The following is a 26,909-nucleotide window of genomic DNA, read 5'->3' on the forward strand; positions in this document are numbered from 1 at the left end:
TCCTTTAATGTAGATCTGAAAACTTGCTTAGCTTTACGGTTTTTGTTGGTAAGCCGCCTGGTGTTCCAACTAGGGAGACTTTTGCTTTTTCTTTGAAGCCAAAGTCGGCTCTTGTCATTCTAAGCAGAGTGGGCAGCAATACTAAGGTAAACACCGTACTAATAGACATGCCCCCTACAATGACCGCTGCTAACCCGCGATAGATAACACTGCCAGCGCCAGGAAGTAATAAAAGAGGGAGCATGCCGAAAATAGACGTGAGTGTGCTCATAAAAATAGGACGAAGTCGTAACTGAATAGCCTGCTCTACCGCGTCGTTGCGGTTAAGACCATTGGCTTGACCCAACCGGGTTTGATGCACTAACAAAATGGCATTATTCACCACAAGCCCAAGCAGAATAATGAAACCAATCATGGTCAGTAAATCCATCGGCTGAAAGGTAAAACTGTTCATGATTTTAATGGCTGCTACACCGCCCACTGTGGCCAGTGGAATAGACAACACGACTAAGACACTGTCTTTAAGCGATTTAAATAGCCCTGCCATTAACAAAAGGAGCAACAACATGGCAAACAAGAAGTTATCTGCCATTGAGGCAATTGCCCCTTTTAAGCTATCCGCACTGCCGCCATAGTGAATTGCCCCATCAGTTGGCATCATCGCCATAATCGCCGGTTCAACATCGGCTTTTATCACTGTCATGGCATCTTCTAAACTCATACCGTCAGGCGGATTAAAATTGAGCGTAAGGGTGCGCTTACCATCAATACGCTGAATGCGACTAGGCCCTACTGCTCGCTTCATCTCGACAAGCTCACCTAATTGCACCACTTCACCCATGGGGGTCATTATTGGCGTAGCACTTAACTCTTCTGGGGTTGACCATGGTTCTGAGCGAAAAATAATATTCATCCGCTTTGTACCATTAAAGTACTCGCCCACATACATTCCATCGCCCATTGCGCGCACTAGGCCCGCCATACTCCCGCGACTTAACCCTACTTCGACTAATCGGCTGTCGTTGGGATAAAATTGCAGTTCAGGCTCAGACTGTTCTAACGGAGGATTTGCCCGCGCATTGGCGGTGGGGAAAATATCTCTTAATTTATCAATGCCCGCTTGCGCCGCTACGCTCAGCATGGCTTGGTTAGTACCCTGTAAATGAATATCAATAGAGCGTCCGTTACCAAAGCCACCAAACAAGTTACCTTGTTGCGCGAAGGCTTGAGTATCGGGTAAATCTTTAAGTACCTCATCGCGGACAATAGCTTCTAATGCTTTTACTTGAGACTGATCTTTCGCCCTTACCCCTAAGGTGCCGCCATTGGGCCATGTGATGATGTAGTAGTTTTTAAGCGCAGGGAGTTTTTCGCCCTCCATGTAGGGTTTTAATCGCTTAACAATAACTGGCAATACCTCTTCAGCGACAAAATTTTCACTCGCACCTGCGGGTAGCATTAAGAAAGCATCTACCGCATCTCGTTTAACAGGTGGTAAATAATCCATAGATGGCATAAGCAAATAACTGCCTGTGATAGGCACACCCATCAAAGCCACCATCACTATAATTCGACGTATACCTGTTGATGATAAGGTCATAATTTTATCTGTGATGGCTTTCCACACTGGCAATAATTTGTCTTCGGGTACATCTTCTGTAAGCCAACGGCTAGCCACAACAGGTAAAACCGTTACCGCCACCACTAATGACATACATACAGCAATAGCGATGGTTAAGGCTAAATCTGCAAAAAGCTGCCCTTCAACATCATTTAAAAACATCACAGGAATAAAAATAGCAACCGTGGTGGCTGTCGATGCCATTAAGGCCCCGAAGACTTCTTTAGTAGCTATATAAGCACTTTCCTGCCTACACATAGCCTTTTTGTTCAAGCGAACAATATTCTCTAGCACCACAATGGCGGCATCCAATACCATTCCTACAGCAAAGGCTAAGCCCGCAAGAGAAATAATGTTCAGCGAACGCCCCGTGATTTGAAGTACAACAAACGTGCTAAGTAAAGAAATAGGAATAGCAAGGGCGACAATGAGCGTGGCTTTAAGTTGGCGCATAAACAACCACAAGATGCCGATAGCTAGCATAACCCCGATGAACAGATTACTGGTCACCAATTGCACCGCGCGCTTAATGAATATAGAAGCATCAAAGGACTGAACCATTACCAGTTGCTCTGCTTCAAGGTGGGTTTTGTTTATCTCGGCGACTTTTTTCTTTACCGCATCTAAGGTGGCGAGAACATTGGCGTCGTTACGTCTATCAACGCGAATAGAAATAGCAGGGTTGCCGTTTTGCACGCTAAAATTAGCCCCATCTGCGCGGGTAATTGTAATCTCTGCAATATCACTTAGGGTAATGGGGCTGCCATCTCGCCACTCTAAAATCATTTCGCCCATTTTTTGCGGCTCGTAACGCCCCTCAAAACGCAGCGTATATCGGCGGCGCCCTACATCCACAAACCCGCCAGAAACATCGTTAGCTTGCCCCAATGCGGTAGTGATTGCAGTTAAATCAATACCAAGTTGAGCGGCCTTAAAAGGGTCGAAAACAATTTGGAATTCCTCTTCGCCACCTACTCCACTTTCCATCCTTGCTCGGGCGACGCCGGGGATAGACTCAAGCTGAGGTTTAATTACATCTGAGAAGTAAGTAACGTAGGTGTTTATTTCGTTGGGATTGCCAGGCAGACGCTGCATGAAAAAGTAAGTTAGCGCAGGGGCATCACCCCCACTGCCTGCCAGCATAATATTGGGCGACAGTGCATCTCTAGGTAATGGCGGCACTCTGTTCATGCGGCTTATCACTTCAATAAGGGTTCTCTGCATGTCTGTACCCAAACTAAATTCGAGATTTATCCATGCATTCCCTTGATTCGACCACGCATTCATCGAGACCAACCCAGGGATCCCCTGAAGCACTTCTTCTTGTGGCTCTATTATTTCCGACTCAATTTCTTGAGGAGACGCAGCTCGCCAAGAAGTTTGAATATTGATATTAGGGCGTTCAATGTCTGGGAAAAGCTGAACTGGCAAATTGAATAAGCTATATAGCCCAAGAAAAACCAATATTGCGATGCCAATTCCCACCCCAGACGCATTTTTTATTGCTGCACGTGTAATGTCCATAATGAAGCACTATGCTTTTTGTTGTTTGGATTACTATAGGTCGCAAGGATGACAGGAAAAGTTTAAAGCTATATTAAGAACAATTTATGGGTTAACCGACATTTTCGCTGAATGCTGAAAAAAACAGCAGCTTGTCGACGACCAACGGTCGTGATTTATCATTAATTTAACGAAAAAAATAACAAATAGTTACATTTTATCAAAGGATGTGGGTGAAGATCATATTGGTGAAAAAGATAAAACGTGGAAGACGTAGCAAATCTTGAAAACGACAAATATGGTAAACATGAAAAGTACGGTGAGTTTTTACAAAAAAAAGTATACGGTATGAATAGCGTTGAAGTGCATGTAGATATAAAACGTGCAGATATAAAAAAACCGCTCATAAGAGCGGTTTTTCGTATACGTCAGCGCTTATGCTTCAGCAATGATGATCACTTTAATAGAAGTGGTTACATCAGAATGAAGTTGTAAGTCGATGTCATATTCGCCAGTGTCGCGAAGTGTGCCAGTAGGAAGTTTAACTTCCGCTTTAGCTACTTCAACACCAGCTGCAGTGATTGCATCAGCAATGTCACGCGTACCGATAGAACCGAAAAGTTTACCTTCGTCGCCAGCTGGCGCCGCAAGAGTTACTTCTGCAAGTTCATTTAGTTTTTCAGCACGTGCATTAGCAGCATCAAGCTGCTCAGCGATTTTCGCTTCAAGTTCAGCACGACGTGCTTCAAACTTTTCAACGTTCGCTTTAGTTGCAGGAACTGCTTTACCCTGTGGAAACAGGAAATTACGAGCGTAACCAGCTTTAACAGCTACTTGGTCGCCCAGACCGCCAAGATTGGCGACTTTATCTAGTAGGATGATGTTCATCTTAACTACCCCTTAATTACGCCAAATTACTTGTGTGAATCAGTGTACGGAAGCAACGCAAGAAAACGTGCGCGCTTAATCGCAGAAGACAGCTGACGCTGATATTTTGCGCTTGTACCAGTGATACGGCTAGGGACAATCTTACCGCTCTCTGTGATATAATTCTTAAGAGTAGCGATATCTTTATAATCGATTTCAGTCACACCATCTGCAGTGAAACGGCAGAATTTACGACGTCTGAAAAAACGAGCCATGGGTGATCTCCTTAAGCGTTATCTTCAGTGGATTCAGGTCTTCTTTCTGCGCGCTCTGTACGAGGTGCAGAATCGTCACGACGCTCACGACGCTCTTCTTTAGTCATAGGAGAAGGCTCGGTTACAGCGTTTTTAGTGCGCATTACCATGTTACGTAAGATAACGTCGTTGTAGCGGAAAGCATTTTCCAGCTCGTCAACAGCTTCAGCAGTCGCTTCAGCATTGATCAATACATAGTGGGCTTTGTGCAGCTTTTCAATTGGGTATGCCAATTGACGACGGCCCCAATCTTCTAAACGATGAATCTGACCATCGTTTTGCTTAAGAATAGTGGTATAACGTTCGATCATACCAGGTACTTGTTCACTCTGATCAGGGTGAACCATAAATACGATTTCGTAATGACGCATTATTGCTCCTTACGGTTGTAGCCTCGACAGTACAGCCAGACTGTATAGAGACAAGGAACCTAGTTAGGGTGGCTGTAAGGGCGCGGATTATACGCACATACCCGCTTTTGTACAAGCATTAATCACCGGAAAATTTTACATTTGTACGTGTTTTGATGAAATTTAGCTAGATACGCTAAATGATGGGGTAGCGGGGTTCATGGACGTTAAAAAAGGCTAAGCGCGAGGCTTAACCTTCATGCTTACAATGCTGCCTTAAATGAAAACACGGTTTCATTTTCATCTGAATGCACCATCAGACTCCCCTTATGGGCTTCCGCAATTTGCGAGGCGATAAACAATCCTAGACCTAATCCACCGGTCTTTTTGTTTTTTTCGTTTCGCCAAAATGGATGAAATAGCTTATCTATGACATCCGCACTTATTGGAGTGCCTCCGTTAGATACGCTTAATGTCAGTGTTTCTTCTTCGATATTCGCCATGACTTTGATAGGTTGCGCTGCATCGCCATGCACTATCGCATTAATCAGCAAGTTAGACAGCAACTGGCTGATACGCTCTGGGTCACATGAAAATGTGCCGTCTATAATGATATCCGCAAGTATCTCTCGGTCTGGATGCAGGCCCGAAAGTTCACTTACGGTGTGTACTAGTACACTTTTTAAATCACTTGCTGGTTTAACGTTTAATTGAATACCTTTGCCCATTTGACCATGCGTAAAGTCCATCACGCCACTAATGAGCCGCGTCATACGTTTAGCGCTATTATCCATTCGGGCCAGTACTTTTTGGGAAGTCGCATCGCTGGCGTGATCAACAAGAAAGTCGACCCCCATTTTAAGTGCCGACAAAGGTGTTCTTAAATCGTGGCCTAAAATGGCGATATATTGCTCTCGCAATTTAGCGGCAGCTTGCTCGCTGATGAGATCGGTTTCAACCGCAGCTAAACGATCGTCAACTTCCATTTGCCTCGATATTAACTCAGCAAACGACTTAATTTGACTTTCAATCTTATCTGTTTTTAAAACTGCAGGACGTGGATCTAAGCCGCATAATGTTCCAAAAAAATCGCCGTTTTGGTTGTAAATGGGAAATGAAAAGTAACTTTCAAAGCCATACATCTTAGGAATTTCACTTTGGCGATAAACATCATCTTTCTTTGCGTGTTCAATGACGATGGCTTTTGTAGATTTTCTGACTTGGCTACAAAACGTTGTTTTGATATCGAGTTGATCGCCCGGAATTAAATTGAAGTTCACTTGGTCATATACTGCGCACATTGTCCAGTTATCTTCTGTCACTCTGGCTACGCAGATAAAGCGAAGACCAGTGACATCTGATAACATTTTCATTATATGTGGTACAGCTTCTATCGATTGAATAGTGCGAATATCACGCTCAATTGAAGAACTCATTACTTCCTCTTTGTATCTAAGTCACCCATATCACGCCGACTGTCGGCACTCGATTTCCCGCTCTAGCAAGAAAGACTCTTGTGCCTAGTGATAAATTTACTGTTCTTCGTGGCTGTTTAACTAGCTACAGGCTGCAACCAATGTGAACGAAACCGGTAAATTTTTGAATATAGACATGACGATGTGAAAGCTGTTTTCCAACGTACGTTTTAAAATACATCCAAGCGTACTTGGTCACTATACTTAAGTTGTAAAAAAATAATATCAAAAAACTTTAAATACTGTTTATTTATCCAGTTAAATATTGTACAGTTTTATTGTCTATTCATTTAAGGGGACCTACCATGGCCATTACCACACAGTATGTTGTCACGCACAAAGGGGTAGAAAAATTGGTAACTACCGATAAAAAAGAAGCAGATCAGTACGATAAGATGCTCGACGCTGCCGACAACCTTGCTGAATACATTCAAGCAAAGGGCTTAGGCATTGACGATAGCATTGTTGAAGAACTCACAATTATGTTGTCGAAAAATAAAGACAAGGTGAGCAAGATTTTTAAAGGCGCGACAGCACAGAGTGTACTAGAAGATGAGAGTGCCGACGTAGTAAAGCTTAAAGCCAACGGATAAGCATAGCAGAAAAGCTCGGCGTGCTTTTAAGTGGAACGAACGTAAATAGAAAATGGTTCAAAGCACGCTAAAAAATAAACAGCACAGATTATCCTGTGCGTTTATCCGTGTTAAAACGAGCAATTAACCCGTTAACTTGATTTACGGTGTCACGAAGATCTCGACCCACTTTGAGCGAGGCTTCTGAAGACTTCTGCGTTTCTTCTGCACTATCAGCAACATCGACCAGCTGCTGATTAATATGCTCAGCCACGGTACTTTGTTCTTCTACAGCAGAAGACATTTCTACGGTAGCTGAGGCAATACCACTTACCGCATTATTGATTTCTTGTAGCGCGCCTCGGGTTTCTTCAACAATGGCACTACCGTGTTCAGCAGACACCAACCCTTCTGAAGATACCTTTACGGCCCGTTCTGTTCTATCAACAAGTTCTTGAATGATATTGTGAATTTTATCGGTGGACACCCGGGTTTTAGAAGCCAAGGTACGAACTTCATCGGCAACAACAGCAAAACCGCGTCCCTGCTCGCCAGCGCGGGCGGCTTCTATAGCGGCATTAAGTGCTAGCAGGTTTGTTTGATCAGCGATGCTAGAAATGATGCTAGCGGCTTCGCCTATATCACTGGTGGATTGGGCAAGCTCGGTAACCGTATCGGAAATCGACTCCACCGCGCCTTTTAATGACAGTATAGCCTGCATCGCTTCTTCAGCTTTGTCGTTACCCATTTGTACGTTAGTTGCGGCAGTTTTGGCACTAACAGCATTGCTCTCTACTCGCTCAGCCACTTCTTGAATAGCCTGACTCATTTGAGTTACCGCTGTGGCAATTTGCTGGGTGGCAAGATTTTGCTGAATAATCGTTTTGCTGGTTAGCTCGGCTTGGCTGTGAGTTGAAACCGCAATATCTTCCAACCCCTCAGATGCATCTTTGATGCGGGTCAACGCCGTGCGCGTACGCGCGAGTTCACAGCCTAACGCCAACTTAGCCTGAGCAATATAATCAACATCGGCATAATACGTTTGTGCCACGAGTTCATTACTATAACTAGCAGGGCTTAACGAAAGAAATTCCCGCCAATAGCTCCGACTTTTTGCCGATTGCCACGCCATCATAATCAGTAGCGCAATGAAAGTAACACCCAGGGGTACCAAACCCGCGGTAAAACCAATGGCTACCAATAATAATAAACTTACCACTATCATGGGTAACATGGGTGAAAGTGTTTGACCAAGCTTTGCAGCAAAGGGAATTGGCGATTTTCCTGCCGATAACCTGGCATATATAGCGGATGCTCGTGTTATTTCTTCATCGGCGGCATGAACCCTAACTGACTCATAACCCACCGCTTGCCCGTTTTCGTATACGGGAGTTACGAATGCTGACACCCAATAGTGGTCGCCGTTTTCTCTTCTATTTTTAACGAGTCCAGCCCAACTTTGACCCGACTCTAAAGTTCGCCACATTTCTTTAAACACACTTGAGGGCATATCCGGATGACGGATAATGTTGTGGTTTTTTCCTATCAGGTCTTCTCGATTGTACCCACTTGCCTCTACAAATTCGTCATTGCAGTGTTGTATGACACCCCGTTTGTCAGTGGAAGAGATAAGGCGGTAGTGAGAAGGGAATTTGTATTCGCGCTGGGTAACAGACTGATTTTTCTTCACTAATAAAATCCATTGCTATAGTGGTATCAAAGTAAATAGGAGAGCCCTATTCATCGGTAATTCATTAAAAGGGTAGACGATCATGGTAACAATTAATACTAAAGTAGAAAAAGAATTCGGTAATAATGAAGATTATACGAATAAAAAGATTACGCCAGTGGCAGGCGTACCTTAATTGTGGTGCCCTTATCGATTTCACTGGTCACTTCAAACTGGCCGCCGTGTTCTTCAATAATAGTCAGTGAAATAGACATACCAAGGCCGGTGCCATCACCAGGTGGTTTAGTGGTGAAAAAGGGGGTAAACATTTTGCCAATGACTTCCTCTGACATACCTTTGCCTTCGTCTTGCAACGTAATGACCGCCTCGCCTTCTAGGGATTCAACATCAAACTTAATGCATTTTCCTTCATCTGTGGCATAGATGGCGTTAGTAAGTAAGTTGACGAGTACTTGCTGTATTTGCCCAGCGTTGCCTAGTACTTCGATATCGGTTTCAGGAGGCGTGAATATGACCTTATTTTTATACTTGTGCAGGTTATTCGTGATTCGTAAGGCTGAGCTTATCGCTTCGGCAACATTAATGGCTACGCGCTTATCACCGCTAGGGTAGGAAAACCCTCTTAGCGCTTTTACGATATCGATAATTCTTTCAATACCTTCTGAGGACTCTTCAAACATTTCAGAGATAGCCTCGGCACTATCTTTTAATGAATACGTGTTTTCAAGCGCTAAATAACGGGCTTCTATTTCTCCACCCGCATCTTCACAAAGTACCTTTATTTCAGACAAAGCACTCTGGTAATCTTTAAAGATATCGCCAGCCACCGAGGTGTTGCTACGTACATAACCAATCGGATTATTAATTTCGTGGGCAATACCGGCCGCCAACTGACCTAACATGGCCATTTTATCTGCGGTTATTAGCTTTTCTTGCAGATAGCGTTGGTCTTTTTCCATCGAGGATAGGGCGGCTTTGTGATGCTTAATTTCGTGTTTAGAACTTCGGTAGCCTATACCAAATTGTAGATAGTGCTTATTTGCATCCAGCACATAAAGCATTTCTTCATCTAATTCACTGTTTTTGGTCAGTAGTGCTAGCCATGCCTGCTCGCCATTGCCCAAGTTCTGCATGAAATGTAATACGTAAGCCTCTTCATGATTGTCTGGCCTTTCAACGATATTTACACACCATTGGCTATAGTCTTCTTTAACAGACAGCGGGAGTTCATCTAACATAACCTTGGCTAAATCGCTGGCTTCAACCCAACCATTTTCTACTTGCCAAATTTTGTTGTCATCTCCTTGAACCACTTTTCCGGCTTTGGTAATGAAGGCTAAACCACAAAAGGCATCGCTGAACTCTACTGCTGACTCAATAGCGGAGAAAATGAAACTTGCCCCGCTATCGGAGGTTTTAAGGTGGGAAGCAGAGCGATTCAAAAAGATTAATTCTCGCTCTCTTTTTTTTGATTCATGCAATGCTTTCCGCAAGGCTTGCGTTGCCGAATAGGCATCGCTTGAGTAGCTTTCTAAAAACCACTCAGCATTTGCCCGCGCTATCTTTTGGCGCTTAAGCTGTCGCTCAAGTAATTTTACTTGAGCTTTTAAGTCAGCAACCTCATTGGGGCTAGGGGGTATTGAAGCATCGCTCAATATATAAGCCTTTTAGTCTATACCTCTTCAAACGCATTTAGGTATATGAGAAAACAAGTTAGCTCACTATCTTGTCTAATAGCAGCATTACTTTCTCGCTAGAGCGTTCCATTTCAATCACTTTAGCTTCTAGTGTTGAAATATCACCCTCTGCTTTTGCATTAATAGCAGCTACACCAGCACGATGAACCGCTGCATGAGGTGTTTCTAAATCTCTGAATGGTGACGACTTGCCAATAGCCGCACCCTGATTTTCGCTATACCACTTTCCCAAACGACAACTCGCGTGGTCAGCAAGATCACTTGATTTTTTATCGCTGTAACAAAATAAAACCGCATATACATCTGACTTCCATACTACGTGGTCTAGCTTAACCGTTTGTATAAAGGAGCTTAACGCCCCCTCATTAATGGTCGTTTTCATGCTATCGCAATGAGAAACCATGGTTTCATAACTGCTATTAAGGGTACTAATCCCTTCTTCTAGCTCTTCGTTATTGCCTCTTAATTCGTTAACACCTGAAACTGCTTTTGCCGTAGATTGAATAATATCATTTACTAGTTCAGACACTTCTGTCGCTGATTTATTGGTTTCAGTAGCGAGTGCACGCACCTCATCGGCGACGACACTGAATCCACGACCAGCATCACCCGCACGGGCGGCTTCAATAGCAGCATTCAATGCCAGTAGGTTGGTTTGATCCGATATACTGGTAATAGTAGATACAAACTTGTTGATGTTATCCGCTGTACTTGATAACCCAGAAATGCGCTCGCTCATACTCACCATTTGGGTATTCAAACCACTCATGTCTTTGACAATTTTGGTAAGTACTTGAGAGGACTGCTCAAACAATTCATTAATGTCTGATATTGATTGATTTTCGGTGTTTATTTTTTGATAAGACCCTAATACGGTTTCTCGAATACCTTCCACTTGGTTAAAAGAGTTAACCAAGCACCGTGTTACCACATCGTCTTTACTTTTCTTTGAAGTATCGCTTAACTCGGTAACTTGCCGATGAAGTTCTGTATTTTCAGACTCTAAGGCTGATATTTTATCTAGGGCAACTTGATAGCGATTTTCAAGTTGCGTGGCCTGAGACTCTTTTTCTAAGTATTTGCTTCGAGAAACGAACATAGGGTGACCAAATTTTAATATGTGTGAAAATTCAGCATAACAGAAAAAAGCGTAACTTCACCATTCGTCGTTGGTTGAAGTTACTCGAATTTTCTGGTGGTTCCTCTAATAATCAATTTGGGCGACAAAATATGTTCCATTGTCAGTTTTCCATCGCCATAAGCCTGATTTAAAATCCAGCGAGATGCCATAGCACCAATTTCGCGCACTGGATAGTTCACGGTAGTCAGTTTAGGGGTTAGGTAACTAGCAAAGTCAACGTTATCAAATCCGATGACGGAGATATCTTCCGGTACGCGTTTACCATGCTTTCTGAGTGAGTTAATAGCACCTGATGCCATTTCATCATTTGCACAGGCGATGGCACTAAAACTTACGTTGCGACGAAACAGTTCATCCACACATTTTTCACCCGAGAAGGCTTGGAAATTACCTTCAGCCACGGACTCTTCATCAAAATAAAAATTGGCTTCTTCTAATGCTTTTTTGTGCCCAAGTAAACGATTAAAACCATCCGCTTTAAACAGTGCGCCTGCGGCGTATGCAATTTGAGTATGCCCCAAATCGATAAGGTGCTTGGTGGCTAGATATGCGCCGAGCACATTGTCTAGGCTGATACATTTTTCACCAATAGCTTCTATGTAGCGGTTAACCACAACAATAGGAACATCTTGGCTGGCAAGGTCGATAAGGTACTCATCGCTGACCGCCTCAACATGCAAAATAAGCGCATCGCAGCGGCGACTCAGCAAGGCTTCTATTTCTTTTTTCTCTAAGGCTTCGTCACTGTGCCCTGTTACCACAAACATATGTTTGTTGGCTTGCCTAAGTACTTTTTCAGAACCGGCCATCATGGCGCCAAAGAATGAGCCGTGTAATTCAGGAACCACATACCCAACGGTATGGGTTTTATTTGAGGCAAGGGAAGCCGCAATGACATTGTGTCGATAGCCAAGCTTCTCCATCGCATCAAGCACTTGCTGACGCGTTTTCTCTTTAACGGTATCTGTGTTGTTGATAACCCGAGATACTGTAGCTGACGACACGCCGGCTAATTCACTTACTTGTTTAATCGTTACCATATAGCATTAACAGTGCATACGTGCGCTGTGTATATCCTTGCTTTGCGTAATTATTGTTACGATGCGCGATGCGCATCGTCTGTGGTCAATCCAAGGCGCTGCTGAATTGCCATCATTTTTTGGTTATCTAATGTATACCAGCGCATAATAATCGCAACACCTATCGATGCAATTGCCGGCCCGATACAAAATAACGCCACAATTCCTTTTGCCACATCAGGTGAAAATGCGTCCGGTTGATAGTTAACTGATGCGAGTAACCACCCCGCAAGTGCGCCGCCCAAAGCTAGTCCAACCTTAATAAAAAAGACTACGGTTGAGTAAGTTAACCCGGTCATACGAAGCCCCGTTTTATCTTCGCCATAGTCCACCACATCAGCAATTTTTGCCCACAGTAGCGGCGTAGCCATTTGCAATATAAGGCCCCAAAGGAAATGCAGTGCAATGGCCGTAAACCACGCCTGATAAGGCACAAAATAATTTACGATACACACTGCTGCACTGGCTAACTGAAGCCAAGTGTAGACTTTGATTTTGCAAAATCGTTTAGCAATTGGGTTCGCCAACGCACAGCCTATAATGCTGCCTACCATACCCGCAGTAACAAACAATGTGGCCGATTCAGGCCGCTGCAACACGTACTTCACATAGTAAAGCGCTAGCGTGTTTCGCATCACCATGCCGGTAAGTAACACAATCGCAACCATACAAAGAACACGACACTGGTCATTTTGCCAAATGGCCGCTAGCTGAGTTTTATAGGGTGCAGGCGTTTCATTGGCAGGTTTTACCCGCTCTTTAGTACCAGCAAAGCAAAGTAGAAAAAGTACCATCCCCACTATACTCATCACTATCATAGCGCGCTGATACCCAAGCGCTTCGTTGCCGCTCCCTAAGTAATCAACCAATGGCAACATAAATGATGTCACCAGCAGCCCACCACCCATTGCGAAGACAAAGCGATAAGATTGGATAGATACCCGTTCTGAAGCATCGGCACTTAGCACGCCGCCCAATGCAGAATAAGGAATATTGATGGCCGTATACATTATCATTAACAGTGCGTAGGTGATAAATGCATAGTAAAGCTTACCGTCTTCGGTAAGCCATTCAGGCGAGGTAAACGCAAGCACGCTACACAGCGCAAAAGGCAAAGCCAACCATAATAAATAGGGGCGGTATGCGCCCCACCGCGTTCTTGTTCTGTCGGCCAAAGATCCCATTAAAGGGTCGGTAACCGCATCAAATACGCGAACCAGTAAGAACATGCTCCCTACCGCTGCAGCCGGTATGCCGACAACGTCGGTGTAATAGAATGTCAAAAACAGCATGACGGTTTGAAAAATGAAATTACTTGCCGTATCGCCTAACCCGTAGGCAATCTTTTCCTTTGCACTTACCATTGGCTTCACCGTTATCTTTATTATTTTATGCTTTTAATCAATTGCGCATCTATCAGGCTGCGTTTAACGCTTTTCGTCTTTCTTCTAGCAATTGTTGTAATCTTAGTGCACTGGCTTTTAACGTTCGTTTTTGCGTATCGTAATCAACGTAAATAATACCGAAGCGTTTCTCGTAACCCAGCGCCCATTCAAAATTATCTAACAAGCTCCAAACAAAATAGCCTGTTATATTAACCCCTGCTTCAATGGCATCAGCTACCGCCTGCAAATGAGTGGTTAGATATCGAATACGCTGCTCATCGTTTACTGCCCCATCTTTTGTTAGCGTATCATCACTGGCCAAGCCATTTTCAGTGATAATAAGCGGTGGTAGTGGGTAGTCATTATGCAACTGTAGCAGCAAATCAGTTAACCCTTGCGGGTAAACTTCCCAGCCCATTGCGGTAGTTTCACTTCCCTCTGGGGCTGGCAACTGACAAGGATCTTCAGAGCCATCATCGGAAACCTTAGCGCGAGTGTAATAATTCACACCTAAGTAATCTATTTTCTCAGAAATGATATCCATATCGCCATCGAGAATATCTGGCCGGTGCGCTGCCGGAATGTCATCGATAAGAGCAGGGTAACAACCATGCATTAACGGTTTAATGTACCAGTCGTTATGATGATCATGCGCTAATTTTGTGGCACGAATATCCTTTTCATCATTAGAGTTTGGGTAAAACGGGGTAAAGTTAAGTACCACGCCAGACTCGATATTGGGTACATTTTTACGCAGTACCCGCATGCCTAAACCATGAGCCAGCAACAAATGGTGTATGGCTTTTTTACCAAACTCTTTACCCACTTTCCCTGGAGCATGAATGCCGACTTCATACCCTAAATAAGCACTACAAAAGGGTTCATTTAAGGTGGCGTATGAGAATACGTTATCACCGAAAGCTTTACTCACCACATCCACATACTCAGCAAACGCATAGGCCGTTTTTCTATTTAACCAGCCTCCTTCATCTTCTAAATACTGCGGTAAATCCCAGTGATATAGAGTGACATAAGGCTTTATGTTGTTTTGCTTTAGCTTGGCTAGCAAGGCAAGGTAGAAATCGAGCCCTTGTTGATTAACCGAACCATCTTTTTTAATAATTCGTGGCCAGCTAATGGAAAATCGATAAGCGTCTACATTTAACGAATCGATAATGCTTAAGTCTTCTTCCAAACGGTTCACATGATCACATGCCACTAGGCCATGACTACCATCGGCAATCTTTCCAGGTGTATTGCAAAACGTATCCCAAATGCTTGGCTCTCTGTTGTCTGCATCGCCCTCTATTTGAAATGACGATGTCGCAACCCCCATAGTGAAATTTGATTGCATAAAAGGAGAGCCAGGTTGGGCTAAAATTTCCATGTGTACAAAACCTTATTCGAATGTGTGTATCAGCGCCTGTCTAAAACAGACGATAAAAAATGAATATCACAGGCACTAACAATACTCAGATTGTGCAAAGCCAAGGTGTATTAGCGCTTTATATAAGATGCGCTATTGGCACTTATGTACAAAGCCGGTTATATGGAACAAAGTGTAGCATTTCATGTAAACGCTTTCATATAGAGACGAGGAGTAATAGAGAAGAATTTTACATTTTATTCACAGAAGAACACCCAGCTAAGCACTTCGCTGGGTTTCCAATAAAGGTAGGATATCTAGCACTTACGGCGATAAAAGAACACGACGTTTCGATAGCGCGAATCTTTTAGCTCGCTTTGGGTATGTTCAATGCCGTGCGTGCATCGTTAGTCAGTTTGACAAGGGCTTTTCGAACATCGGTGGAAGTTTCACAAATGGATTCAAATGGAATGAACCAGGTCGCTTCCTCGCTACCACAATGCATACCTTCTGGAAATGCACTGTGCATAATAGGATGCTCAATATTCACGCCGATTTTATGCTGTAAAATTAACTGCATGGCATCAACATGATCTTCATTCATGTGAGTAATCATGCCTTCTGGTGAACCATGCCACTCTTGCTCTTCAACCTGCCAGTACGCTTTATCTATCCAATGGATTTTCCCAAACCCGCCAATAAAGCGTACCCGCTCGGCGCGGATAACATAAAAGTTAAAGTCGTGAGTTTTTTCATACCCTTTGGCTTGTGGGAACAGCCGTAAATATTGCGCTTTCACATCATCTTTATTCGCAAGTTCTGCATTGCCCATAATAGTGACACGGCCGTTTGCTTGAGAGTCATCTTCTGCAGCATCGAATATGGTTAAACTGACTTTATCGTTCGCTTTAATATTACGAGTATGCAGCGCTATATCACTAATATAGATAATGGCATCACCGGCGGGGGTAAGATAAAAAGGAACGACTGAACCAAAGGGATAACCCGGCATTGAGGTGGAATGAGTGCCTAACACACCACTGTGGTGAGTTCGGCTTAGTTGTTTTGCTGAAAATGCAATATCTTGCATGCTCATAAGAAACTCCTTCTGTTCAAATTAATGCGTAACAAACACATCGTGCTCTTGGTTACGAATAACGTTTAATTGGGTGTGATAGCAGCGTGCTAATGTGTCTATCGTTAGCGCATTTTCCGGCTTATCATCGGCTATACACCCCTGCTCAGCCAGTAAAATCATTCTGCTGCAATAGGGTGAAATTAAATTGAGATCGTGACTCACACAAACTATGCATAGCCCCTGGTTACTGAGACTGACCAATTGCTGCATCACCAACTTTTGATGCCGTAGGTCTAGTGCAGAGGTTGGCTCATCAAGCAGCAACAGTTTTCCAACTAAGCTGTCCTTTGGGTTTACCGGTAGTAACTGCAATATTGCTTTGCTTAAAAATACTCTTTGCCGCTCGCCCCCTGACAAGGTTTGAATATTTCGCGACAACAAGTGAGTAATGTCAAACTGCTCAGCAATCTTGCCGATAATATGATGTCGATTGTCAGGCGACTCAATAATGTGATGACGCGCTAACTGCAATATTTCATCTACTACAAAGCCAAAAGGGGTAGACGCACTTTGCGCCATGACCGCGCGATAGTTTGCAAGCTTTCGCAAACCTATTTCACTTAGGGCCTCACCGTTAAACAAAAGCGTGCCTTTATCAAGCGGCGCTAGGCCGCCTATCACAGTAAGCAGGGATGATTTCCCGCAGCCGTTTTCGCCCGCAAGGGCAATAAATTCCCCCGCATTAAACACAAGATTAAGGTTGCACAGTAGCTGTCGTTTTCCCCTAATAACATCGACACCAATGAGGGTGAGTAGGGTTTCATGCTTCTGTGATTCAGCGTGGTTACAGCGAGCCATTAAATACCCCTTTTTGTTGCCATAGCAGATACAAGAAAAAAGGTGCTCCTATGGCGGATGTGACAATACCTATAGGGATTTCCATTGGAGTGAATAATGTACGAGCCAACGTATCGGCAACCGTTAACAACAGTGCCCCCATTAATGCACAAGCAGGAATGAGTACATTGTGATTGACGCCAAATAATGTGCGGCACATGTGCGGCACAACTAAACCCACAAACCCGATAATGCCGCACAGAGCGGTTGCTAAGGCGACAGCAAATGCCACCAACCACAGTATAATTTGCTTATAACGCGCTACATTCAGCCCCATGTATGCCGCCTCGTTTTCACCTAAGGCTAATAAATTAAGTGCATTTCGAGACATCATTAAACCTGTAATAGCGATAATGCCGGCCGCCGCTACCAGCGCGCATAAGGTCCAACTAGCGCCGGCTAAACTGCCCATAGTCCAATAGGTGATTTGGCGAAGTGCATCGTCGCTAGCCACATAGCTAATGGCGCCAATAATGGTGCCGGTGAAAGCATTTATTGCTACCCCTGCAAGTATTAGCGTAGCCACCGAGACACCTTGCGCACTATTAGCAAAACGTAACACGGTCCACACGGACAATAACGCCCCGCCAAACGCCCAAAGTGCCACCCAAACAGAGGCGAGCGCGGGTACGAGTGGCGGCACTATAGCCATGCTGACTGCTGCTGCAGCCGCGGCGCCACCGGCAATACCGATTAAACCTGGATCGGCCAATGGGTTTCTCACCAAGCCCTGCATGGCACAACCAGACACCGCTAATAACGCGCCAATAAATAAGGTCATAATAACCCGAGGCAAACGCAGCTCAGTAAGTACGTACCAGTGCGTGCTATTAAATGTACCCTCTCGATTAGCCCCGCCTACCTCAATTAACGCGCCTTGAGAAAAAAGTGGCCTTGTTAACTGCGACAGTTCATGCCACAACAACTCGCTCACGTTAATCGATAAGCTGCCACTCACAACCCCCACGTAGGCGCTTACCAGCAATAAAGCCCCAAGTAAGGCTAAACCATAACGCTTACGCTTTGCTCTCGTTGCAACTAGATTTACCATCAATGCTGATGCGTTGTTGCCCGAGACATCTTTTCTAAGCACCTTATTGTTCGGCGTATGACTCGGGGCGCCGGGGCTCGAGGAAAACGCTGTCACTCGAACCTTCCCATATCATGACTATTATTGTCTGTATTTGTGTTTTTATCTAAACCTGTGCTTTGTGCAATATGCACTTGGCTAGCTGACTCTTGCATTACCGTGTTGGCGGCTTTAAGGGATAAAACACGCAGCCCATGTTCAGCAACGGCTTTTAGCGCAATAGCAAAACGAGGGGATAAGCCCAGCCCAATACTGCTATCCATGGCTTTCACCAAACAGTGTTGGCCTGCAAATGTTGTTGCAATCGCATGGTGGGAACACAGTGAATTAAGCGCATTTTTGCCATGCAGCATATGCCCAGCGGCAAACACTACATCAGGGTTTCGGGCGAGTACTGATTCGGCATCCATTAACTTGTAACCGACAAGATCGCTTGCAATATTGGTCATACCCAAGGTATCAAACAGTGCTTGCGGTACAGTTTTGGCCCCTGCCACGGTAATGCCTCTATCATTATTCGCTACCACGAAAAGCGCACTAATAGTGTTGGGGTAACCTGTACTTACGTAAGATGCTATTGCTTCGGAATATTGCCTTTGCTGAACGTCCACTTGACGATGTAAGTCAGTAACAAGCTGCTCGGCTTTCTCTACCGCCGACACTCTGTGACCAATATCAAGCACCATCTCGCTTAAACCGTCTATGTCTTTTGAGACATGATAAACGTGTACATCAACCCCTGCTTTGGCAACTTGCTCTAACATGGGTTCTGGGCCTGTGGCACTCGCCCCTAATAGCAAAGAAGGCTGTTGGGCAAGCACGCCTTCTGTACTAAGTTGACGAAAATAGCCTAGTTTTGTTACCTCAGTCGCCGCCGCGGGAAACATACTTGTACTGTCTGTTGCCACCACCCAATCACCCCGCCCTAGCGCGTAGATGATTTCCGTTACACTGCCACCTGCAGCAATAATTCGGGGTGTGTCAGCTTGCTGGTTTTCATGTACCGAAGATGCGGACAGTGCTGTGTGGGTATTAGGTGCGGTGTGGGTATTAGGTGCTGAGGATGTAGCGGCAGCATATACTCCGCCACTACATAAACACCAAAATACACTTATCACGCTTAGCCTATGTAGCACTTTTTTCGTGCTAACTAAGCTGGGTAATTTGGTTTTAGCCATTAATTACTCCTCGGTAACGGGGTCAGCGCGGAAGCTGTAAGCACCTGATGTACCATCTTCATCGTAGTAGCTAGTTATTTGAAATTTAAATACGCTATCACCTGCCGATATCAGGTATACCCCGAACTGTGAGTACAACAAGTGACTCGTGCTGTCATAGTAGTACCAGTTGTTAGCGGTAAACGCATAGTCACTAACGGTTTCAGCACTGAAACCATAAAATGCAGCGGCTTCGGTATCTATGCCTGCATAGGTATCAGCATCGGTGCGAAGTACAGTTGCATCATCGGCAATAGACAGGGCAAATTCACCTGCGCCATCTGCACAAGGGATAGTGATATCCCATGCATCGGTTTCTGTTACTTCTTGCTGCACATCGAAATCGACGTAGATAGGCGACGTACACCCTACTGCGTTAACACTTAGCGATACTTCTTCTGCAAACGTGGTTTGCCCATCAAGTACACTTTGATGCATTACGCCCAATGTAATTTCGCCGATACCACGCCCTTCAGTCACAATGTCAGTCACATGGAATTTGGTGTAATTTTCATCTGATGACACCACGTAGTAAGTATCGCTAGCCGCGGTCACTACATGGGTAGTGGTATCATAATTATAAAAAGTATCGCCAATAACGGCAGACTCAGCATCGGTAGAAAAAGCGTCGGCATCTGGCACATCGCTCGTTGTTACGGCTAAATAATCATCAAGCTCGCTATCAGCGGTCGCATTTAAAAATAAGTCTGCCACAGCTGCCCCACTATCATCGTAGAAGTCACTGTTGTTGGCAGTAAAGTAGACACTTACTGGCGTCTCTTGTGCTGTATTTAAAAATACCGACGTGCGTTTAAAGCCGATATCCCAAGTGGTGTCGCTCGCGGCTTCTTCTTCGGTAAGCGTAACCTGGGTTTGTGTATCTAAATCAAAATACACGGCAACCGGTTCAGATATACTACCTGTGCTGTACGGCCCATAAATTGTAGCCACTTCATTACTGGTTTCGCCTTCATCACCCGCGCTGTCATCGGTTTCGTCACCTGAATTATCGGCGCTGTCTTCACCACTATCTTCACCACTTTGATCAGGGGTTTCAATAGCTGGATCGCTACTATCAGAACCACCGCAAGCGGCAAGCCCCAATGTCATCGCAAGTAATAATGCTAAGTATTTTTTATTCATGTGTTCTTTCCTTTTCTATATTGTGTGTTTAGCCGTTGGGATTAATTGAGTAAACGGCGCTATGATCTAATTCTGTTATTGTTTCTTATTGCTGGCTTTTTCTGTCTTTAGATATTGGTTCCTAAGTTCTCTATTTTTAAGTTTTTTGTTTTTTGTTTTTTGTTTTTAAGTACTGGATCTTTCCAGAGGGTTAGTATTGGTAACTCACGCCCAAATAAACTCGGCGAGCTGAAATAGGCCGAGCATCAAAAGCCCCCGCCGAAAGTGAATCGGGTGAGCGATGTTCATCGGTAAGGTTTTCAACCCCCAAGCGGGTTTGCCAGTGGCGAGAAAAGTCATGCTGCACCACGGCATTTAAGGTGGTGTAGCTGTCTTTCGCGGTAACGGTGTAACCAGAGGTGGGAGAAACGTCGTTTTCATGCACGCCATACAATTGAACGCTGGTATCACTTTTATCAAATTGGTAGGTCACTGAGGCTTTCACTAAATGAGTGGGCCGTTCGGGCAAGCGCTCAGAATCACCATCTTCGGCATGTAAGTAGCTATAGTTAAGTTGCCACTGCCAGTTATCGTTTTGCGCGCTTACGCTCAAATCAGCACCGTAAAGCGTGGCTTCATCGAGGTTTTCGTACACAGAGATATCAAGTCCGGCCTCTTGTGATGCTTCTACATCTACCGCGGTGGTAATAAAGTCTTCTGCTTCTGTGTAATGAAAATCGATATCGGCCTGATACCACCATCGACTTTGTTTCGGAGTTAATCGCCCATTCAATCCTACATTGGCGCTTAGCGCCGTTTCTGGCACAAGGTCTTCATTGCCCAATACCATGTAACCTAGGTTGCTGTGATCGAACACGTAGTAACGCTCTTTTAAATTAGGTACTCGATAACTGGTACCACCGCCGCCACGTACTTGTAGTGTGGTTTCATCAAGTTTCCAGCTTTGACTACCACTGAGCTTTGCTGCCGTATGCCAACCAAAATCAGAATCATTTTGTACTCGAAGGCCCAATAAGGCTTGAGTATCGTTTTGCTGCCAATTGGCTTGCAAGTACGCTTCGGTACTTTCTCGGCTAACATCGTCAACTTCTACCGTTCCCGTTGCCACATTTTGCTGGTCTAAGTTATCAGCATGGGCTACCAACCCCCCTACCCACTCAACATCACCCAAAGATAGAATTTTCTGCGCCTCAATTTCCGCTAATTGAATATCGGTTTGGCGCAAGCCATTGGTATTACCGCTTTGTTCATCGTGAGACAAATAGCGCCCATTAACATGCCAATTCTGCTGTTCAGCAAGTTTTACATCGTGCTGCCATTGGGTAACGCTAGACACATAACTAATAATGCTAGCTTGCCCTGGAATAGAGGACTGAGGTTTGTCTTTCTGTTCATCTAGCCATTGGCCTTTGTAACTAAAATCGAGGTCATTGATACCTGTTGATAAGGAAAACTGCACGAAGGATTTATCCACCGCACCACCATCTTGAGACACGGTATCAGGGTCATAATCGAAGCCGGGGTTCGTAATATGCTGTGCGGTCAATCCTAGCTGCCAGTGCTTTATCTCTTTAGCCGCGCTAACCTTAGCCGTGTGCCCTAGGGTATCGCTGTCGAGCCCATCATCACTGTAGTGAGAAAGTTCATAGTCGGCGGATAACTGTGAGCCTTCTGGCACATCAGTAATAATATTGATAACGCCCCCCATGGCTGAACTACCGTAAAGAACCGATGCTGCGCCGCGTACAATTTCAATCTGTCGAATGTTGGCAACGCTAATTTGATCTAAATCGACTGAAGAGCCTGTTGGAGAAATAACTGGCTGACCGTTAATTAACACCAATACATGGTCGCCATTAAAGCCATTTAACTGTACGTTATACCCGTCTTTTTGACTGCGCCTAACCACAACCCCAGGCATAACTTCCAGCACTTGCCGAAGCGTTCCCTTGCTGAGCCTTGAAATTTCCGCTTTATCTATCACATCGACTTTTACCGGAGATGCACCTAGAAGCTTGGGTGTACGTGTTCCCGTTACCACAACGCGTTCAACCGGCGCCTCGGTTTCGGCTAGGGCGTATGTTGGCAGTAGCGTGCTCGCTAATAGCAAAGTAACAGTGTAAGAATGATTCATTTAATTTACTTTCTAATCAATAATGCAAATGATAACAATTTGCATTTGATCTTATTTATTTAAGGAGAAAAAGCAAGTGCTATTGGTAAATAATATTAACTATGCAAGGTCAAACTATTAAAAAGGCAGGAGAACACAGCAGGTAATTGTAATATTTAAATAAAAATGTAAACGCATACAATCAAACAATGTAAGCGCTTGCATTTTCATTTTCGCCCCCTATACTGACCAACAAAGTGTTAACAAATACCGAACCAATTCGTTAACGCAAAGTAACCAACAAGCCAAATGCGAACACGAAATTTCGTTTACTAACAAGTGAATTCAGGGCGTTACCTATGAATCAAACAATAAAAACCACGGCTGGGTCTACAACCACCAGTCAACTTGCGTTAGCTACGTTAACGTCGTTATTTTTTATGTGGGGTTTTATTACCGCACTTAACGATATTCTGATCCCCCATTTGAAAGCGTTATTCTCGCTTTCTTATACTCAAGCTATGCTGGTGCAATCGTGCTTCTTTGGCGCCTACTTTCTTATTTCTATTCCAGCCGGAAAGTTAGTGAGTGCGACCGGATATCAAAAAGGCATTGGTGTGGGGTTAATTACTGCTGCAGTGGGCTGTGTGCTATTTATTCCTTCAGCGCTTTTCACTCAGTATTGGATGTTCTTAGGGGCATTGTTTGTATTAGCTTCAGGTATCACTATTTTGCAAGTGGCTGCAAACCCCTTGGTAACCATTATGGGTAACCCAGATACCGCTTCTAGTCGACTCACCATGACCCAAGGGTTTAACTCGTTGGGTACTACAGTCGCGCCAATTATTGGTGGCATCGTGTTATTTGGTGCCCATGAAGGAATGGAAAACGCAGCAGTAGATGCAAATGCGGTAGTCCTTCCCTATTTAACATTGGCCGCTGTATTAGTGGCCATGGCTGTGGTTATGGTTAAAGTGAAGCTTCCCTCACCCACGCACAGTGAAATGGATGTCGCTACCACGACAGATACCGGTTTATTAAAACATCGCCACCTGTCATTGGGTGCGCTAGGTTTGTTTTTATACGTAGGCGCTGAAGTTGCGATTGGCAGCTTTTTAGTCAACTACTTTGGACTAGAAAGCATTAAAGGCATGAGCGAAAGCCAAGCATCTAAGTACATAGCCTATTATTGGGGTGGCGCTATGGTAGGGCGTTTCATTGGCGCCGCGGTAATGCAAAAAGTGGCCGCGGGCAAACTACTGGCCGTAAACTCATTTGCCTCATGCACACTTATAATTGTTTCGGTATTCAGCAGCGGTAATATCGCCATGTGGACTATTTTAGCGGTAGGACTTTGTAACTCTATCATGTTCCCCACCATTTTCAGTCTTGCACTTAAAGGGCTAGGCCAAAAAACAGCACAAGCCTCTGGCATGTTGTGTTTAGCCATAGTGGGCGGCGCTATTGTACCACTGCTGCAAGGTGTTATTGCTGACAACGTGGGTGTTCAACTTTCTTTCTTATTGCCGGTTATTTGCTATTTATATATTGCTTATTACGGGCTTCGTGGTGCTACCGTTAACTTGGCTGCTAGCCACAAATAAACAAGGGATTTTTATGAAACTAAGTTCATATTCATTAATTGCCGCAGCATTGGTTATGGCAGGTTGTCAGCCAGCGACAGACGAGGCTAGCACGCCGAAAACTGAGCTGACTGAGCAAGCATCACAAAAATCAGTACCCGACTTTTGGCCTGAAATTACCTTTAGTACAGAAAACAGCGAAGCGGTGGAAGCTAAAGTAGACGAAATCTTATCTACTATGACCCTTGAGCAAAAAGTGGCGCAAACTATACAGCCTGAAATTCGCGATGTGACTCTAGAAGACATGCGTACCTACGGGTTTGGTTCGTACTTAAATGGCGGTGGTGCATTTCCCAATAATGATAAGCACGCTACACCTCAAGATTGGATTGCCATTGCCGATGCCATGTATCAAGCATCAATAGACGACTCTGTTGACGGAAGCACCATTCCAACCATGTGGGGAACCGATGCAGTACATGGTCACAACAACGTCATTGGCGCTACCTTGTTTCCACATAATATTGGTTTGGGTGCGATGAACGACCCTGCCATTATCACTCAAATTGCCGAAGCGACTGCCAAAGAAGTACGTGCGACTGGCATTGATTGGATATTCGCGCCAACTGTTGCGGTAGCCCGTGATGATCGTTGGGGAAGAACCTATGAAAGCTATTCAGAAGACCCTGCCATTGTAGGCGCTTATGCCAAGGCTATTGTATCTGGCATGCAAGGCGATATTGCCAGTGGCAGCATTGACGATAACCATGTTATCTCAACGGTAAAGCACTTTATTGGTGATGGCGGAACACAAGGTGGTGACGATCAAGGTAATAACATTGCCGACGAAGAAACCTTATTTCGCATTCACGCACAAGGCTATGTTGAAGGCTTAAATGCTGGTTCACAATCGGTAATGGCATCGTTCAACAGCTGGCATGGCAAGAAAATTCACGGCAGCAAATATTTACTTACTGATGTGCTAAAAGACAAAATGGGTTTTGACGGCTTCATCGTGGGTGACTGGAACGGCCATGGTCAAATTGAAGGCTGTACTAACGAAAGCTGCCCACAGGCTATGAATGCCGGTCTTGATGTCTTTATGGTGCCGACCAGTGCTTGGAAACCTTTGTATGAAAACACCATTGCACAGGTTAAATCAGGGGTTATACCACAGTCTCGTTTAGACGATGCGGTACGCCGCGTATTGCGGGTAAAAGTGCGCATGGGTCTGTTTGAGCAACCATCTCCGGCTAACCGTGCGTTATCAGGCAATAGCGAGATTATTGGTGCACAAGCTCATCGCGATATTGCTCGTTCAGCGGTTCGAAAGTCGCTAGTGATGCTTAAAAACCAAGATAACTTGCTGCCCCTAGCGCCAAATATGAACGTGGTTGTTGCTGGCGATGCTGCCCATAATATAGGTAAGCAATCAGGCGGCTGGACTATAACGTGGCAAGGCACGGGTAATAAAAATAGTGACTTCCCAGGTGCAACCTCTATTTTTGAGGGTATTGAGCAAGCGGTTAGCGAAGCGGGCGGAACGGCTACGCTATTTGAAGGAACAGCGTTTGAAGCGGGTGTGATTGAAACCGCTTCAAAAGCAAAACCTGATGTGGCGATTATCGTATTTGGTGAAAATCCTTATGCTGAAGGCAATGGCGATATTTCAAATGTTGAATATCAACGTGGCGACAAGTCAGATCTTGCGCTGTTGAAATCTTTCCAGGGCCAAGGTATTCCTGTGGTGTCTGTTTTCATTACCGGCCGTCCATTGTGGGTAAACCCAGAAATTAACGCCAGTGATGCATTTGTAGTAGCCTGGTTACCTGGCTCTGAAGGCCAAGGTGTTGCCGATGTATTGTTCACCAAGAAAAACGGTGACATAAAATACCCTATGCACGGTAAATTGTCATTTTCATGGCCAGCAACGCCGACCCAAATTGTGAACAAAGATGATGGTGAAACTGCACAGTTTGCATATGGCTATGGATTAGCGTTCGGCGAGTCTGATCCTATCGAAGCGCCGCTGTCTGAGTCGACTGGCGTTGATGCAAACGCACCGTTACCTGCTCATGATATTTACGTACTTTCTACACAAAAGCCTTGGCAACTAATGATTAAAGACGCCTCGGGTGATACTAGGGTAGCAAGCAATACGGTGAAATCTGAAGGCGCAAGTGTACGTACCACCGACCGCATGGTGCAAGAAGATAGCCTATCGCTAACGTTTACTGACAAAGCGACTGTAGGCTTCTATTCGCCCTTCCCTGAAGATATGCGTGATTACAGTGAAGATGGATCGGCACTTGTGCTTGATGTGAAATTAGCAGAAGGCCTAGATAACCTTAGTGTGTCTATTGGTTGTAGTAGTCGTGATTGCGGTGTGTCGTTGCCGTTAAATAGCTTCGCGGCGAATTCAAACGAATGGCAAACGGTTGTTATTCCTTCACGCTGTTTCGTAGAAGCAGGCGCGTCATTTGCTGAGCTTTTCTCACCATTTGCGCTTAACGCTAACGCGTCGGCGTCATTATTGGTGTCCAATGTACGTTTTGAAGCGAATGCATCTAGCGAAGATGCGGCAGTGTCAGACATTGCGTGCCCATAGTGCATGATTGCAGGGCTAACGGGCTAGTGCTTATCTTAGGTTAGCTCTAAGTTAGCACTTACTGTACAAATATTAAAACGGGAGCCTAGGCTCCCGTTTTTTATATTTGTCATCTAGGTT

General features: G+C 44.6%; 20 protein-coding genes. 3 read left to right on the forward strand and 17 right to left on the reverse strand.

The window, feature by feature from the left end:
- Window positions 1-4 precede the first annotated feature (4 nt).
- The 5 genes from AMBT_RS19590 to AMBT_RS19610 all read right to left on the reverse strand — a co-directional run bounded on the left by AMBT_RS19590 (window position 5) and on the right by AMBT_RS19610 (window position 6,091).
- Window positions 5-3,145: an efflux RND transporter permease subunit gene (locus AMBT_RS19590; RefSeq protein WP_013786395.1), complete on the reverse strand. Its 3,141-nt coding sequence runs from the start codon at window positions 3,143-3,145 to the stop codon at window positions 5-7.
- 414 nt (window positions 3,146-3,559) lie between these two features.
- Window positions 3,560-4,012 (reverse strand): 50S ribosomal protein L9, encoded by a 453-nt coding sequence (gene rplI / locus AMBT_RS19595; RefSeq protein ID WP_013786396.1) that lies wholly within the window; start codon window positions 4,010-4,012, stop codon window positions 3,560-3,562.
- Between the two features lie 26 nt (window positions 4,013-4,038).
- Entirely contained in the window at window positions 4,039-4,266 is a 228-nt protein-coding gene (gene rpsR / locus AMBT_RS19600; RefSeq protein WP_013786397.1) for a 30S ribosomal protein S18, read from the reverse strand.
- 11 nt (window positions 4,267-4,277) lie between these two features.
- Complete coding sequence (gene rpsF / locus AMBT_RS19605; RefSeq protein ID WP_013786398.1) at window positions 4,278-4,676, reverse strand: 30S ribosomal protein S6; 399 nt, start codon at window positions 4,674-4,676, stop codon at window positions 4,278-4,280.
- A gap of 242 nt (window positions 4,677-4,918) precedes the next feature.
- Complete coding sequence (locus tag AMBT_RS19610; RefSeq protein WP_013786399.1) at window positions 4,919-6,091, reverse strand: GAF domain-containing sensor histidine kinase; 1,173 nt, start codon at window positions 6,089-6,091, stop codon at window positions 4,919-4,921.
- A 344-nt stretch (window positions 6,092-6,435) separates the two neighbouring features.
- Here AMBT_RS19610 and AMBT_RS19615 point away from each other — a divergent pair, with 344 nt between their 5' ends.
- Complete coding sequence (locus tag AMBT_RS19615; RefSeq protein WP_013786400.1) at window positions 6,436-6,723, forward strand: YebG family protein; 288 nt, start codon at window positions 6,436-6,438, stop codon at window positions 6,721-6,723.
- 88 nt (window positions 6,724-6,811) lie between these two features.
- Here AMBT_RS19615 and AMBT_RS19620 read toward each other — a convergent pair whose 3' ends face one another.
- The 12 genes from AMBT_RS19620 to AMBT_RS19680 all read right to left on the reverse strand — a co-directional run bounded on the left by AMBT_RS19620 (window position 6,812) and on the right by AMBT_RS19680 (window position 22,619).
- The gene (locus AMBT_RS19620) at window positions 6,812-8,392 is read right to left on the reverse strand and encodes a methyl-accepting chemotaxis protein (RefSeq protein ID WP_013786401.1); all 1,581 of its coding nucleotides are present in this window, start codon (window positions 8,390-8,392) and stop codon (window positions 6,812-6,814) included.
- A gap of 149 nt (window positions 8,393-8,541) precedes the next feature.
- Complete coding sequence (locus tag AMBT_RS19625) at window positions 8,542-10,047, reverse strand: sensor histidine kinase (protein WP_013786402.1); 1,506 nt, start codon at window positions 10,045-10,047, stop codon at window positions 8,542-8,544.
- Window positions 10,048-10,105: 58 nt separating this feature from the next.
- Window positions 10,106-11,188, reverse strand: a complete 1,083-nt coding sequence (locus tag AMBT_RS19630; RefSeq protein ID WP_013786403.1) for a methyl-accepting chemotaxis protein — start codon at window positions 11,186-11,188, stop codon at window positions 10,106-10,108.
- 80 nt (window positions 11,189-11,268) lie between these two features.
- Window positions 11,269-12,270, reverse strand: a complete 1,002-nt coding sequence (locus tag AMBT_RS19635; RefSeq protein WP_013786404.1) for a LacI family DNA-binding transcriptional regulator — start codon at window positions 12,268-12,270, stop codon at window positions 11,269-11,271.
- Window positions 12,271-12,326: 56 nt separating this feature from the next.
- Window positions 12,327-13,673 carry a glycoside-pentoside-hexuronide (GPH):cation symporter gene (locus tag AMBT_RS19640; protein WP_013786405.1) on the reverse strand — a complete coding sequence of 449 codons (1,347 nt, stop codon included), beginning with the start codon at window positions 13,671-13,673 and terminating at the stop codon, window positions 12,327-12,329.
- Window positions 13,674-13,725: 52 nt separating this feature from the next.
- A complete protein-coding gene (locus tag AMBT_RS19645) occupies window positions 13,726-15,081 on the reverse strand; it encodes a GH1 family beta-glucosidase (RefSeq protein WP_013786406.1) in 1,356 nt (451 codons plus the stop codon).
- A gap of 346 nt (window positions 15,082-15,427) precedes the next feature.
- Entirely contained in the window at window positions 15,428-16,156 is a 729-nt protein-coding gene (locus AMBT_RS19655) for a HugZ family pyridoxamine 5'-phosphate oxidase (RefSeq protein ID WP_013786408.1), read from the reverse strand.
- 21 nt (window positions 16,157-16,177) lie between these two features.
- Window positions 16,178-16,996 carry an ATP-binding cassette domain-containing protein gene (locus AMBT_RS19660; RefSeq protein ID WP_013786409.1) on the reverse strand — a complete coding sequence of 273 codons (819 nt, stop codon included), beginning with the start codon at window positions 16,994-16,996 and terminating at the stop codon, window positions 16,178-16,180.
- Window positions 16,983-18,182: a FecCD family ABC transporter permease gene (locus AMBT_RS19665; protein ID WP_013786410.1), complete on the reverse strand. Its 1,200-nt coding sequence runs from the start codon at window positions 18,180-18,182 to the stop codon at window positions 16,983-16,985. Before AMBT_RS19665 ends, AMBT_RS19660 begins: the two co-directional genes overlap by 14 nt.
- A complete protein-coding gene (locus AMBT_RS19670; protein ID WP_013786411.1) occupies window positions 18,179-19,303 on the reverse strand; it encodes a heme/hemin ABC transporter substrate-binding protein in 1,125 nt (374 codons plus the stop codon). Before AMBT_RS19670 ends, AMBT_RS19665 begins: the two co-directional genes overlap by 4 nt.
- 3 nt (window positions 19,304-19,306) lie before the next feature.
- Window positions 19,307-20,485, reverse strand: coding sequence for an HmuY family protein (locus AMBT_RS19675; protein ID WP_013786412.1), 1,179 nt, complete (start codon window positions 20,483-20,485; stop codon window positions 19,307-19,309).
- Window positions 20,486-20,675: 190 nt separating this feature from the next.
- A complete protein-coding gene (locus AMBT_RS19680) occupies window positions 20,676-22,619 on the reverse strand; it encodes a TonB-dependent receptor plug domain-containing protein (protein ID WP_013786413.1) in 1,944 nt (647 codons plus the stop codon).
- Window positions 22,620-22,957: 338 nt separating this feature from the next.
- Between AMBT_RS19680 and AMBT_RS19685 the strand changes: the two genes are divergently transcribed.
- Window positions 22,958-24,202: a sugar MFS transporter gene (locus AMBT_RS19685; protein ID WP_013786414.1), complete on the forward strand. Its 1,245-nt coding sequence runs from the start codon at window positions 22,958-22,960 to the stop codon at window positions 24,200-24,202.
- Between the two features lie 13 nt (window positions 24,203-24,215).
- Window positions 24,216-26,789 (forward strand): glycoside hydrolase family 3 protein, encoded by a 2,574-nt coding sequence (locus AMBT_RS19690; RefSeq protein WP_013786415.1) that lies wholly within the window; start codon window positions 24,216-24,218, stop codon window positions 26,787-26,789.
- Window positions 26,790-26,909 lie beyond the last annotated feature (120 nt).

This window comes from Alteromonas naphthalenivorans (genome assembly GCF_000213655.1).
GTDB classification, from domain to species: domain Bacteria; phylum Pseudomonadota; class Gammaproteobacteria; order Enterobacterales; family Alteromonadaceae; genus Alteromonas; species Alteromonas naphthalenivorans.